This window comes from Holophaga foetida DSM 6591 (assembly GCF_000242615.2).
Lineage (GTDB): Bacteria > Acidobacteriota > Holophagae > Holophagales > Holophagaceae > Holophaga > Holophaga foetida.
This window is the reverse complement of the sequence record NZ_KI912268.1, coordinates 2184865-2196798: the sequence shown is the minus strand read 5'-3', so window position 1 is coordinate 2196798 and position 11934 is coordinate 2184865. Positions and strand designations below refer to the sequence as shown.

9 protein-coding genes and 1 riboswitch are annotated in these 11934 nt (G+C 66.5%); of the genes, 5 read left to right on the top strand and 4 right to left on the bottom strand.

Annotation, left to right across the window (positions count from 1 at the left end):
* Nucleotides 1-58: 58 nt before the first annotated feature.
* Nucleotides 59-964 (top strand): LysR substrate-binding domain-containing protein, encoded by a 906-nt coding sequence (locus HOLFODRAFT_RS0209775; protein WP_005038307.1) that lies wholly within the window; start codon nucleotides 59-61, stop codon nucleotides 962-964.
* Between the two features lie 55 nt (nucleotides 965-1019).
* Here the strand turns inward: HOLFODRAFT_RS0209775 and HOLFODRAFT_RS0209770 are convergent, their stop codons facing one another.
* Nucleotides 1020-1595, bottom strand: coding sequence for a Spy/CpxP family protein refolding chaperone (locus HOLFODRAFT_RS0209770; RefSeq protein ID WP_005038305.1), 576 nt, complete (start codon nucleotides 1593-1595; stop codon nucleotides 1020-1022).
* Between the two features lie 190 nt (nucleotides 1596-1785).
* Here HOLFODRAFT_RS0209770 and HOLFODRAFT_RS0209765 point away from each other — a divergent pair, with 190 nt between their 5' ends.
* On the top strand, nucleotides 1786-3180 hold the full coding sequence (locus HOLFODRAFT_RS0209765) for a cobyrinic acid a,c-diamide synthase CobB (RefSeq protein WP_005038303.1): 1395 nt from the start codon (nucleotides 1786-1788) through the stop codon (nucleotides 3178-3180).
* Nucleotides 3181-3457: 277 nt separating this feature from the next.
* Here the strand turns inward: HOLFODRAFT_RS0209765 and HOLFODRAFT_RS0209760 are convergent, their stop codons facing one another.
* Nucleotides 3458-5674, bottom strand: coding sequence for an FUSC family protein (locus HOLFODRAFT_RS0209760; RefSeq protein ID WP_005038301.1), 2217 nt, complete (start codon nucleotides 5672-5674; stop codon nucleotides 3458-3460).
* Between the two features lie 236 nt (nucleotides 5675-5910).
* On the opposite strand from HOLFODRAFT_RS0209760, the gene HOLFODRAFT_RS0209755 reads away from it, so the two are divergent.
* Nucleotides 5911-6735: an OmpA family protein gene (locus tag HOLFODRAFT_RS0209755; RefSeq protein WP_005038299.1), complete on the top strand. Its 825-nt coding sequence runs from the start codon at nucleotides 5911-5913 to the stop codon at nucleotides 6733-6735.
* Between the two features lie 40 nt (nucleotides 6736-6775).
* Here HOLFODRAFT_RS0209755 and HOLFODRAFT_RS0209750 read toward each other — a convergent pair whose 3' ends face one another.
* Both HOLFODRAFT_RS0209750 and HOLFODRAFT_RS20400 read right to left on the bottom strand, forming a co-directional pair.
* Nucleotides 6776-7846 carry an RCC1 domain-containing protein gene (locus HOLFODRAFT_RS0209750; RefSeq protein ID WP_005038297.1) on the bottom strand — a complete coding sequence of 357 codons (1071 nt, stop codon included), beginning with the start codon at nucleotides 7844-7846 and terminating at the stop codon, nucleotides 6776-6778.
* Nucleotides 7843-9447: a bifunctional metallophosphatase/5'-nucleotidase gene (locus tag HOLFODRAFT_RS20400; protein WP_005038296.1), complete on the bottom strand. Its 1605-nt coding sequence runs from the start codon at nucleotides 9445-9447 to the stop codon at nucleotides 7843-7845. The genes HOLFODRAFT_RS0209750 and HOLFODRAFT_RS20400 overlap by 4 nt, the downstream gene beginning before the upstream one ends.
* 92 nt (nucleotides 9448-9539) lie before the next feature.
* A riboswitch (cobalamin riboswitch) is annotated at nucleotides 9540-9726 on the top strand.
* Nucleotides 9727-9799: 73 nt separating this feature from the next.
* Here HOLFODRAFT_RS20400 and cobA point away from each other — a divergent pair.
* Nucleotides 9800-11224, top strand: coding sequence for a uroporphyrinogen-III C-methyltransferase (gene cobA, locus HOLFODRAFT_RS24835; protein WP_005038295.1), 1425 nt, complete (start codon nucleotides 9800-9802; stop codon nucleotides 11222-11224).
* The gene (locus HOLFODRAFT_RS0209735) at nucleotides 11221-11889 is read left to right on the top strand and encodes a precorrin-8X methylmutase (RefSeq protein ID WP_005038294.1); all 669 of its coding nucleotides are present in this window, start codon (nucleotides 11221-11223) and stop codon (nucleotides 11887-11889) included. Before cobA ends, HOLFODRAFT_RS0209735 begins: the two co-directional genes overlap by 4 nt.
* The last annotated feature ends 45 nt before the right edge of the window (nucleotides 11890-11934 follow it).

The following is an 11934-nucleotide window of genomic DNA, read 5'->3' as shown; positions in this document are numbered from 1 at the left end:
ATCAATTGTATTACTCGTGTGATTTTGATAACTTTTACTTATCAATAGTGGGGGCGCCTTGGACTTCCGTCAGTTCCGCTACTTCACCACCGCCGCGGAAGAGCTTCACTTCGCCAGAGCGGCGGAAAAGCTGGGCATTGCCCAGCCCGCCCTCAGCCAGCAGATCCGTACCCTGGAGGACCAGCTCGGCGTCCTTCTCTTCCACCGGGCCAACCGCCGGGTGGAACTGACGGAAGCGGGCACCGCCTTCCTGGCCGAGGCGAGGCAGGCCCTGGCCAGTGCCGAAAAGGCCATGCGTGTGGCCCGGGAGACGGCCCGTGGCGAGACCGGGAGCATCGACCTCGGATTCGTGGGCAGCGTGATGTACCGCCCGACCTTTCCCCTGCTGCTGCGCCAGCATGATCTGGAGCACCCAGGCGTCCAGCTCCAGCTCCACGAGATGGCGGTTCTGCCCCAGATCGAGGGGCTTCAGGCCCACCGCCTGGACATCGGGATCGCCCGTGGGCCCCTTCCCCCCAACCTCCCGGATGAACTGAGTACCTTCGTCCTCGCCAGACAGCGGATCGTGGCGGTTCTGCCGGAGGCCCATCCCCTGGCGGGAGCCTCAAGCCTGGCCCTGGCCCAACTGGCTGGGGAGGCCTTCCTGACCTTTGATGATCCCCCGGGGATGGGCCTGGGGCATTCTCTGCTGACCTTGTGCCGCGAGGCGGGTTTCCGGCCCTCCATCCATATCCGCCTGGGGGGTGTGGCGACCCTCCTGAGCCTGGTGGCGGCGGGACACGGCGTGAGCGTGATCCCCGAGTCCGCCAATGTCCTCAAGACCCATGGTGCGCGGTTCGTGCCTCTGGAGGGTATCGAGGCCTATTCCGAATTGTTGGTGCTGCATCGCCGCTTCGAATCGTCTCCCGCAGTGAAGGCTCTCCTTGCGAGGATCAAGAAGGCCAGGCCCCTGCTCCAGTCGTAAAAAGGAAGAGGGGGAGGCATGCGGACATGCCTCCCCCTCTTCGCTTTCTGGGAAATCAGTGTTCTGCTTTGGGAGCCTGGGCACCCCCCTCGCGGGGTGGCTCCTCCATGTCCCGGTCGCACGGCGGGGGAGGCGGCATGGCGCCGGGGTGACCAGGGCGGCCGGGACCACCGAATCCAGGCCCAGGCTGGCGGGGGCCACCAGGGCCTCCAGGGCCGGGGAAGGGGTGCTCTGAGCGCATCTTGGCGAGTTTGGCCCGCTGTTCGTTGGTCAGCAGGGCATCGGTCTCCTGGAGGAGGGCGTGGCCTTCCAGTAGCTCGTCGAGGTGGGTCTGGGCCTCCTTGGCGGCCAGGGCGCGGAGCTGCTCGGGCTTCGCCGTGGGATCGCCCATGGCCTGCATGACGGCCTGGCGGGCCTTGTGGGTTTCAGTGCGCTTGGCCTCCATGCTCTTGGCATGGGCCTCGAACTTCTGGCGGATCTGATCCTGCTGCTTCTGGTTCAGATCCAGGGGGCCTGCCATCTCCAGGAGGGGGCAGGGAGCGGGGGGGCGGGGGCCCGGGCAGGGACCGGGTTGGCCTGCGCTGAGGCCTAGAGTAACGACCATTGATAGTGCCAACTTTCCGAGATCCATGCCTCGACTCCATTCAGGGCTGTTCAACCCGCTTGTGAATATGCGGGGTCAGGTCGGCTCTGGCCAGAGGTTCAATCCCATTCGCTCGGGGGGGGCTTCCAATGGTCAAAGCGGGCGGTTGAACCGGGATTTTTGGACAGAGGGGGGGCTGGACTGGATAATTGATCTGGTCTGATCAGTGAGGCAACCCGTGAATCGAGCCCAACTTGCGCCCCCCCCGGCCTTCCTCCTTGCGGGGACTCATTCCGGGTGCGGCAAGAGCACCCTTTCTGTGGGCTTGATGCGCGCCTTCCGCAATCAGGGGCTTGTGGTGGCCCCCTTCAAGACCGGGCCGGACTACCTGGACCCCCAGCTCCATGCCGTGGCGGCGGGACGCCGGAGCTGGAACCTGGACGGCTGGTTCATGGACGATTCCGGCCTGCGGGAAGGCTATGCCAAGGGTTCGATGGGGGCTGATCTGAGCTTGGTTGAGGGGGTGATGGGGCTCTTCGACGGAGCCGATGCCGTGGACTTCAGGGGCTCTGCTGCGGACCTTGCCAAGCGTCTCGGTCTTCCCGTGGTGCTGGTGGTGGATGGGGCCGGTACCGGGGGCAGCGTGGCGGCCACGGTGCTTGGGCACCGCCGGATCTGGCCTGACCTGGACCTGGCCGGGGTGATCCTCAACCGTCTATCGGGGGAGCGGCACTTCCGTCTCCAGGAGGCTGCCATCCAGGCCCACACGGATGTCCAAGTCCTGGGGTACGTGGCGAAGTCCAAGGCATGGAAGCTCCCGGAGCGTCACCTGGGCATCTACCGCCCCCACGAGGTGGAGGGCCTGGAGGGCGCCCTGAACGGGCTGGCGGCGGACATCGGGGAGACGGTGGATCTGGAGCGTCTGCGGGGGCTGGCGCGGGTGCCCCTGGCCGTTCCGGCTCTTCCCTTGGCCCAACCCGGAGAGCTGCCCGTGGCCCTGGCCCGGGACGAGGCCTTCTGCTTCACCTATGCCGACACCTTGGATCGCCTGGAACGCCTGGGGGTGCGCTGGGTGCCCTTCTCCCCCCTGCGGGAGCGCCTTCCGGAGGGGGTGGCGGGACTCTATATGCCCGGGGGATATCCCGAGCTCCACGCCGCCGAACTCTCGGCCAACACCGGCTTCCTGGCGGACCTCCGGGAGGCTCACGCCCGGGACCTGCCAATCTTCGCGGAATGCGGGGGCTACATGGCCCTCAGCGAGGCCCTGGTGGACCTGGAAGGGCGCGCCCACCCCATGGCCGGGATCATCCCGGGGCGAACCCGGATGACGGAGCGGCTCCAGTCCTTCGGATACAAGAAGCTGAAGGCCCAGCGGGATACCCTCCTCTGCCGCGCCGGGGCCGAGGGCAAGGCCCACGAATTCCACCACTCCGTATGGGAAGGGGAACTGGCGGCTCCGGCTTGGCAGATGGAGAACCTTCGCGGCGAGGGGGGACCGGAGGGTTACGCCAAGGGCAACCTTCTCGCGGGTTACGCCCACCTTCACTTCGGCGCCCAGCCGGAGTGGGCGGAGCGGTGGGTGGCGAGGATGAAGCTGGCGAGTAACCGTTCACACCTCCTGCCAGCGGATTGATGGGAGCACCCCGCGAACACTCGGATGAGAAGAATAACGGCCGGGGATGGACGGGGAGGCACTGAAGAAAGCCCATCAAGGGGTGGGCACCCAGGCTGCCCCGCTATGCGGAACCAAGCCTGAGTGTCCTGGTTAACCGCAGCATTCTCTTCCCTGATTATCGACTTTGCTCAGCCGAAAAAGAGATGAGCTGGGATGTGCAGGATAGGCAGGATAAAAGCAGTAAGGACGATGAACCTCCCCAGCCAACTTGTCCGTTGCCGGGGGCTTTCGGGTATCAGGCCTTGTGACGATCTGTTGCCTGCTGGTGCGAAGGGTCTTGATCTGACGGCGCTTCCGCTTTCCCCGTCATCTCCTCGACGCTGAGGCGCAGGCCTTCCAGTTCCACCGCCGCATGGCCCAGCCGGGCGGAGAGCCAGGCGTCCGGACCTGTGGCCTGGAGGGGGGCCTGGCGCCACTCGCAGAGGGCTTGGCAGGGTTTCCTGGGGCCGTCCTTCCCTTCGAGGCGGGCCGCCAGGGTCTCAAGGATCTTGGCGGCGCAGCCTCCGAATCGGTCGAGCTTGAGGGCGGGTGCCGGGGGGGCCTCCTGGCCCAATCTGGCGAGCATGGAGTTCAGGATGTGGGTGAGGCGCAGACTGCCGTTGGCCAGGATGGCGATGGTCGCGAGGTTCGTCCGGTGCCCGGCGGGTTCCTTGCCCATCCGCCCGAGTCCCGCGAAGGCCCGGCCGTGGGCCAGTTCGGCCTGGAGCTTGAAGCGGAGGAGCTGCCTTGACGGATGGGGTTCGCCCCGGTTGATGGCCCCCAGCAGGGATTCGAAGTAGGCCCCGGTGGCCTTCATGGCTTCCGCCAGGAGGGGACGGATGCGCTGCTCCTCCCATACCGGCCATAGCCGCCAAGCCGCCAGGACCGCCAACAGGCTGCCAAGGACACAGCAGGCCAGACGCTCAATGGTGACAAGAAGACTGGCAGGCCCAGGTGCTTCGAGCTGCAGGATCACCAGCATGGTGAGGAGAAAGATTCCAGTACCGTAATGACGCCGGACGTAATAGGTGAAGGCTCCGCAGAGGAGGGCCGTCAGGCTCAATAGTCCCCAGGAGGGAAGCTGCAGCCAGACCAGGGCGCTGACCGCCAATCCTCCCAGGAGCGTTCCGATGGCGCGGTGGAGGGCTCGGTTCCAGGTGGCGCCAAAGTCCGGCTGAAGCACCACCAGAGTGCTGAAGGGGATCCAGAAACCGTGGGGTAGGTGGAAGGACTTGAAGATGGCGGTGCCGATGGCCATGGCCACTGACAGCCGGAGGCTGAAGCGGAAGAGGTCCCGGCCCATGCCGTGGTTGAGATTGAAGGCGCGCTCCAGGGGACTGGGGGCAGGGACATGCAGGTCCGCCAGTTCCAGGGAGGGCATCTCCACCGGGGCCTTGTCGCCCAGGGTGGAGCGAAGGATGGGTGGAAGATCCATCAGGAATCCATCGAGGCTGCGGAGCAGATCCACGGCGTGGTCGCTGGCGGGGGCTTGCAGTTTTCCCTCCAGGCGGGTCCTGAGGACTTCCAGGAGGCTGGAGGCCCTGGCCAGGCGCAGGGCGGCCCGCTCCGTCTGATCCATTCGCCGGGAAACCAGGGCCATGGCGATGCTCCTGGACGTATTGGACAGCGCGTGCAGCAGGGTGTGGAAGGCCTCTTCCACGCCCGGGTCCGCCCCCTCGGCCACCAGGAGCTGGTCCAGGGCGCTCAACCGGTCGGCCATTCCTCCAGCCCGGCGGTTGAGCAGGATGAAGGCGGGGAGCAGAGGGCGCTGCCTGGGGTGGCCAGCGCCGTCCAGGACCTTCTGGGTGCGGGCCTGGATCTGGTCCAGGGCCAGCTCCCGCGCCGCCATCTCCTGATGTCGTTGGGCCAGCTCCGTCACGGGCCTGGCCTCCATGGCGTCGCAGAAGTCAGCCAGGGCCTGCCAGCTCTCCCCCAGCGCGGCCCGCAGGGGATGCTGGGGCGCGATGGGCCAGGCCATGACCACCAGGAGAGTGCCCCAGAGGGAGCCCAGGACAGAAGCCAGCACCAGCCCCAGGCCCTGGGTCGGGCCAATGGCGTGGGGCGCTGCCAGGGTGGTGAAGAAGAGCATGGCGGAGGCCGCCGCCATGCCTGGACCGTATTCGGGCAGCATGTGCCGCAGGAAACCCGCCCCCATGGCGATGAGCCCTGCCGCCAGGATGGCGAGGATCGGGCCGCCTCCTGTCGCCGCGGCGAGGCCCACGGCTCCAGCCACGACGAGGGTCTGGAAGAGGAGGATCCTGAACCGCAGGCCATAGTGGCCGCGGACATCCTGCATGGTGATGCTGTGGGCCGAGAAACTGGCGATGAGCGCTGGGAAAGGGTGGACCATCCCGGCAGCACCCAGGAGCAGAGGGGCCATGAAGGCAGTAGCGGCCCTGAGGGCAAGCCAGAGCCGGGGCTGGATCCTCTCCTGTGCGGCAAGGCGGGCAAGGGCTTGTTGGACCTCAGACATGGGCAGGGGGGCCTCCGGGGATCTCCCCGGATGGGTGGGCGATCCCTGATGGCATTTTCACACCGGTGGGGAACCCGTGCTCCTCCATATCCAGTGTGCAGGGTGAGCTGTGACCGATAACGCCTGTGGCCGTAGGGCAGGGGGCGGATCGCTGAATATGACAAGTCGAGCCTATGAAGAGCCTGTGATACGGGTAGAATGGCCGTCTGATTCCAGATCCCATGACAGGAGACATCATGCACCGAGGCCTTCTCTTTCCGGCTGCTCTCGTCCTCTGCGCCGTTCCGGCCTTCGCCCAGGAACCGGACGCAGAAGGCTGCCGGGACCACCCGCTGCTCTCCCGCTTCCCCGGCTTCCGAATCCAGCGCTGCACGCAGCACGCCTTCTCCACCCATGCCTTCCTCATGGGGCGGAAGGAGGTCCCGGTGGAAGGCCGGTACACCGAGATCATGTACGCCCTGAACGAGGGGGCGAAGGCGCCCGCCCCGGTGGCGGTCCACCGCAACATCCAGAACGCCCTGGCGAGGGTCGGGGGTGTCCAGGTGGGTAACAACGGGGAAGGCGACCAGTATTACAAGGTGGCCAAGGACGGCGCGGAGGTGTGGGTGCACGTCAACGCTGTGATTGCCGAGCAGTATCTGCTCAGGATCGTGGAAAAAGGCGAGATGAAGCAGGAGGTCGTGGCAGACGCAGCCGCCCTTGGTGCCGGGATCAAGGCCGAAGGGCGGATCGCGGTCTATGGCATCCTGTTCGACACGGGCCGATCCGAGATCAAGCCGGGGTCAGAGGTCGCACTCCAGGAGATCGCCAAGCTCCTCAAGGGCCAGCCAGCCCTCAGGCTGCATGTGGTGGGCCACACCGACAACGTGGCGGGCCTGGAGCTGAACATGAAGCTCTCCAGGGCCCGGGCCGAGGCGGTGGTGGCGGCTCTTACTGGGAGCTACGGCATCTCCTCCGCACGCCTGATCCCCCACGGCATCGGCCCCATCGCCCCGGTGGCCAGCAACGACAAGGAGGCCGGAAGGGCCAAGAATCGCCGGGTGGAGCTGGTGAAGCAGTGAATCCGTTGATGTCAGCTCTATGCACGGTCTCTGACGGGAATCAGTCCTGGGGCCATGCCACCCTGGGGAGTCCGGGCTGCCGGACGGCTTCGCCCAGGAGGCCATAACCGTCCGCATTCCGTCCAGTTCCCCAGAGGGTGCCGTCCCGCTTCACGGCGTAGATGGCGTCTCGGGCCACGGCCACATGCACCACCTGCTCCATGACCCGCGCCGGGGATTGTACCGAGGGCTCCCGGGTGCCGGGGATCTGGCCTGAGAGGCTGGAGCCCCACACGTGGAGCCCTCCGTCTTCGGTGATGGCTGCGGTGTTGCATGGGCCTGTCGCCACGAATCGGGTGTTCGCCAGGATGGGGCGGGCGTCGAACCAGCGGAAGGTCGCATCCCAGACCCCCTGCCCGATCCGCCCCCCGCAGTCCGCTCCCTGGCTCCTCAGGCTTCCCCCTCCGTCAATGAAGAACACGGCGCCATAGGGGGCGCCGGGAGCCACTGCCGCAAAACGAACCTCCGAGGCGATGCGGGTCGGCGCCAGGGGCACGGCCTCCTTGTGGCAGTAAGGCTTCCCATGGGCGTCCGTCCGGCCCGGATGGACCAGTCCGGCGCCGAAGCCCCAGAGGCTGCCATCGGCGCGCCGCACCAGCAAGGCCCCCGGGTCGTTGTCTCCGGGATAGCTTCCTCCGGAGAGGCGCCAGGCCGATGTCTCCACCGGAGGAAGGTCGAGGGGTGAGGCCGGGGGCCGCTGCTCCTGGGGGCGGTAGTGGGCGGTGAAGGTGCCCCCCTCTGGCTCCACCCCTACCATGAAGGTGCCCAGTCCTTCCGTGACCGTTACGGTGACCCGCCAGCCCGGGAGGGTGGCGCTGATGACCGGCACCTGGGGAGCGGGCTCCAGGACCTGGGCCCCCATTCGGGTGAAGGTCGCCCGGTAGAAGTCGACCACCCCGTGGGTGCCATGGCGGGGCTTCAGGACCACGACGATGGACTGGTGGCCCGCCGGGGCCCCGGAACGGTCATGGACCTGCTGGACCTGCGCCCCCGGGGGGAGCGGCACCTGCTCGGGGAAGAGGGGTGGGAGACCCGGGGCCAGGCTCAGCAGGAGTAAGGCTAGAGGGATCATGGTTGCTGTTCCCTGAACATGCGGCCGTCCACTTTCGCCGTGACCCGACCCTGCTTGCGGATCGTGTCCACCAGGAGCTCCCTGAGGGGGAGGCGGGTATTGGTTGCAGGCTTGCCGGTGAAGACCTTGTACCCGTCTCCCCCTGCGTGCATGAAGTCGGTGAGTGTGACGGTGTAGGTTCTGGCGGGGTCGATGGGGTTTCCGCCGACCTTCACCTCCGTCACCGAGTGGCCTCTGATCCTCATGGTGATTCCGGAGACGTGGAGGAAGCCGCCGTCCTCATCCTCCCGGGAGCCCCGCACGGAGCGCACGAGGGCTTCCAGCAATTCGGCTCCGGTGAGCCTGGCCACGAGGATCTCATTCGGGTAGGGCATCACCTTGAAGATGTCCTCGATGGTGACTGGCCCCTTGTCCAGGCTGGCTCTCAGGGAGCCGGCATTGAGGAGGGCAAGGTCGGAGCCCGTGTGCTGCCGCATGATGTCGCTCACGAAGTTGCCCAGGTTGGTCTCCTCGTAGCGGATACGCCCCCGCTCGCCATCAAGGAATACCAGGGACTCGCCCACCACCTCCTTGAAGGTGGCGCTGAGCTGGGCGTTGTAGGCCTCCAGGAGCCGAGCGATCTCCGGGTCCTGGCGGATCTCCGCCGTGATGGGGATGTAGGCCCACTTCTCGATGGCCGCCCGTCCGGTCCTGGGGTTGACGACGATATCGAGCCTTCCGAGGAAGCGCCCCTTCTCAAAAGCTTGGAAGACAGGAACCCCAGCGGCGTACTTGGCCGGGTCGAAAAGGATCTGGTCGTGGCCGCCGATGATAGCCGTCAGTCCCGGGTTGGCCTTGGCGATCTCCGAGTCGGTCTGGAACTTGCTGTGCGAGAGGAGGAGGACCGGGCCGTGCCTCCGGGCCTTCCGGTACCCTTTGCTCACGGTCTGGACCGAATCCAGCACATCAACCTTCTCCACATTGCCCGGGGCCGTGGTCACCAGGAGCTCCTGGGTGGTGGCGCCGATCACTGTGAGATTGATCCCCTGGCCGAGGGGGAAGGTGGCCGAGGGGCGGTTCATGAGGCTGCGCCCCCGCTTCCAGACCACATTGGAGCTGATGATGGGGAAGCGGGCCATCTTCTTCAGGCGGAGGAAGTTGTCCAGGCCGAAGTCGAATTCGTGGTTGCCGACGGTCATGGCGTCCACGCCCAGGGCGTTGAACACCTCGATGTCGGGCCTCCCCTGGAAGACCGTGGACATTGGGGTGCCCTGGAGCACGTCCCCGGCCATGAGCAGGACCGTCCGGATGCCCTTCCGTGCGTTCTCTGCCCGGATCTCCTTGACCAGGGTGGCAATGCCGGCGACACCCCCCACCTCCACCTGGGTGCCGTCGCCCTTCTGAATTCTGAAAGGCATCAGATGTCCGTGCAGATCGTTGAAGAAGAGGATGGTCGTGCGTATCTGCCGGGCCTCCGGCCGCTTCCTTCCCCCGGGTGACACCTGGGCCTGCACCTGGGTGGGCGCCCCCGATCCCAGGGGGCGCCCAGCGCCGGCACTGATGAACGGCGCCAGGGTGATCGCAAGGGCGAGGGAAAGGGTAAGCCGTCGGAGCCTATTCATATCGCATTTCTCCAAGGTGGACTCAGTTTATAGGAGCCGGTCGAGGTTTTCGAATTTCAGGGTGTTCGGAGGGATCACTGTGCTAGTATGACCACTTACAACATGCATACGGTGTTCGGGAAGTCGGTTCAAAGCCGACACTGCCCCGCAACGGTAAGCGACGCACCTTCGGGTGTGCGGCCAGAAGCCAGGGTCACTGGGAAACCGGGAAGACTCTGGAGGATCGTCAGATCCAGCCTTATCGCAAGTCCGGAGACCGGCCCTGTGCTTAGAACCCCTGCCGAGGGAGCAGGCGGTGCCAGGGACACCAGTCCCTCGCCCTCCGTCCCCGGCAACCCGCAAGGAGCTTGGCGTGGGTCCCGAGAATTCGATACAGGTGGTGCATCCCTCCCTGCCGGTGCAGATCAGGCTTCAGAACCGTCTTTGCGTAATCCTGGGTGGGGGCCGTGTCGCCCTTCGCAAGGCTCTGAAGCTCAAGGATGCGGGAGCCGTGGTGAGGGTCATTGCGCCGAGCCTCGAGGGGGATGCAGCCGCCTGGGCCAGTCTGGAGATCGAGCACGAGGCCCGGCCGTACGGGGGCCCTGAAGACCTCAAGGCCTTCCTGGTGGTGGCTGCCACCAATGATGCCGAGGCCAATGCCCAGATCGCCCTGGATGCCCGGACGCAGGGCGCCATGGTGCTCCGGGCCGATGCCCCCGGGGATTCGGACATCAGCTTCCCCTCCACCCTGCGTCGGGGGGCTTTGAGTGTCTCCTTTGCCACCGATGGCCGTTGTCCGGCCCTGGCGGCCCGACTCCGGCGGGAGGCAGAGGTCCGCTATGACGCGCACTACGAGGTCTTCCTGGATCTGATCGCCGAACTCCGCGCCGAGCCGCGCTTCAAGGCCCTGCCGGGACGCGAACGGGAACGCATTCTCACGGAAATCGCCGAGTCCGATCTCCTGGCCAGCCTGGGCTGGGAGCAGCCCGAGGCGGTCCGCGAGGCCATCTTCCACAAGCTGGAGGAGCTTGTGCACCCGACCCCCCGGAAGGGTTCGGTCACCCTGATCGGGGCGGGTCCCGGGGATCCCGGGCTGCTGACCCTAAAGGCGGCGGAGGCCCTACGGGGCGCCGAAATCGTGCTCCACGATGCCCTGGCCAATCCGGCCCTGCTGGATCTCCACGCGCCCCAGGCCGAGCGCATCGATGTGGGCAAGCACAAGGGGAATGCGGTGATGACGCAGACCCAGATCAATCAACTCCTGGTCCAGCTGGGCCGGGAGGGCAAGCGAATCGTCCGCCTCAAGGGCGGAGATCCCTACCTCTTCGGCCGGGGGGGCGAAGAGGCCCGGGCATTGTCTGAAGCTGGCGTTGGCTTTCAGACGGTGCCCGGAGTAAGCAGTCTGAGTGCCGTTCCGGCGGCGGCGGGCATCCCCGTCACCGACCGCGATTTCGGCAATTCCGTGGGGGCCTTCAGCCTCCACAAGCACCACGGTGAGGGGCCCTGTGAGGACGAGTGGCATCGCATGGCCCACGGCCCGGAGACCCTGGTGCTCTTCATGGGCAAGTCCATGCTGCAGCACGCCTGCGATCGCCTAGTGGCCCACGGTCGCCCCGCCACCACGCCGGCGGCCCTCATCATCAACGGCACCCTGCGCAGTCAGCGGGTGATCCAGGGCACCCTGGAGACCCTCGCGGGGCAGGTGGCCAACGAGAAATACAGCGGGCCCGGGCTCATCGTCGTGGGCGAGGTGGTTGGCCTGCGGCAGATCCTTACCCCTTCGGAGGTCCTGGCATGAAGTCCCTGATCCATCACCTGATGGCCAACCCCATGAGCGGGGAGGACATCGAAAGGGCCTCCTTCGCCGCCATCGATCGCGAGGCTCCCGAGCACAGCTTCGATGCGGGGCAGTGGGGCGTGGCCCGACGCATGGTCCACACCTGTGCGGACTTCTCCATCCTGAAGGACCTGGTCTTCCATGCCGGGGCCGTGGAGGCGGGCATCCAGGCCCTCCGCAATGGTGCCCCCATCTTCACCGACGCCAACATGATCCGCTCGGGACTGAGCCAGGCCCGTCTGAAGGCGGTGAATCCCGGCTATTCCCCCGCATCCCTCCACTGCCATGTGGCGGATCCCGATATCGCCGAGGAGGCCAAGCGCACGGGGCTGCCTCGGAGTCTCTTCGCCATCCGCAAGGCCAAGGCCCAGCTGGAAGGCGGGATCGTGGCCATCGGCAACGCCCCGGTGGCCCTGCTGGAGCTGAACCGCATGATTGTGGAGGAGGGCCTGCGCCCCGCGCTGGTGGTGGGCATGCCCGTGGGCTTCGTCCACGTGGTGGAGAGCAAGGATGAGCTGCTGGGACTGGATGTCCCCGCCATCGCCCTCAAGGGCCGTCGCGGGGGTAGCCCTCTGGTGGTGGCGACGATCCATGCGCTGGCGGTGCTGGCGAAGGAGCGGGCATGAGACCGTTCCATCGACCGGGAAATGCAGGAACGCAGAGGGCGCAGA

Bases quoted from the DNA above. Each gene is read 5' to 3' on its own strand.
- HOLFODRAFT_RS0209755 (WP_005038299.1), top strand. From the start codon at position 5,911: ATGCACCGAGGCCTTCTCTTTCCGGCTGCTCTCGTCCTCTGCGCCGTT.
- HOLFODRAFT_RS0209770 (WP_005038305.1), bottom strand. From the start codon at position 1,595: ATGGATCTCGGAAAGTTGGCACTATCAATGGTCGTTACTCTAGGCCTC.
- HOLFODRAFT_RS0209760 (WP_005038301.1), bottom strand. From the start codon at position 5,674: ATGTCTGAGGTCCAACAAGCCCTTGCCCGCCTTGCCGCACAGGAGAGG.
- HOLFODRAFT_RS0209735 (WP_005038294.1), top strand. From the start codon at position 11,221: ATGAAGTCCCTGATCCATCACCTGATGGCCAACCCCATGAGCGGGGAG.
- HOLFODRAFT_RS0209750 (WP_005038297.1), bottom strand. From the start codon at position 7,846: ATGATCCCTCTAGCCTTACTCCTGCTGAGCCTGGCCCCGGGTCTCCCA.
- HOLFODRAFT_RS20400 (WP_005038296.1), bottom strand. From the start codon at position 9,447: ATGAATAGGCTCCGACGGCTTACCCTTTCCCTCGCCCTTGCGATCACC.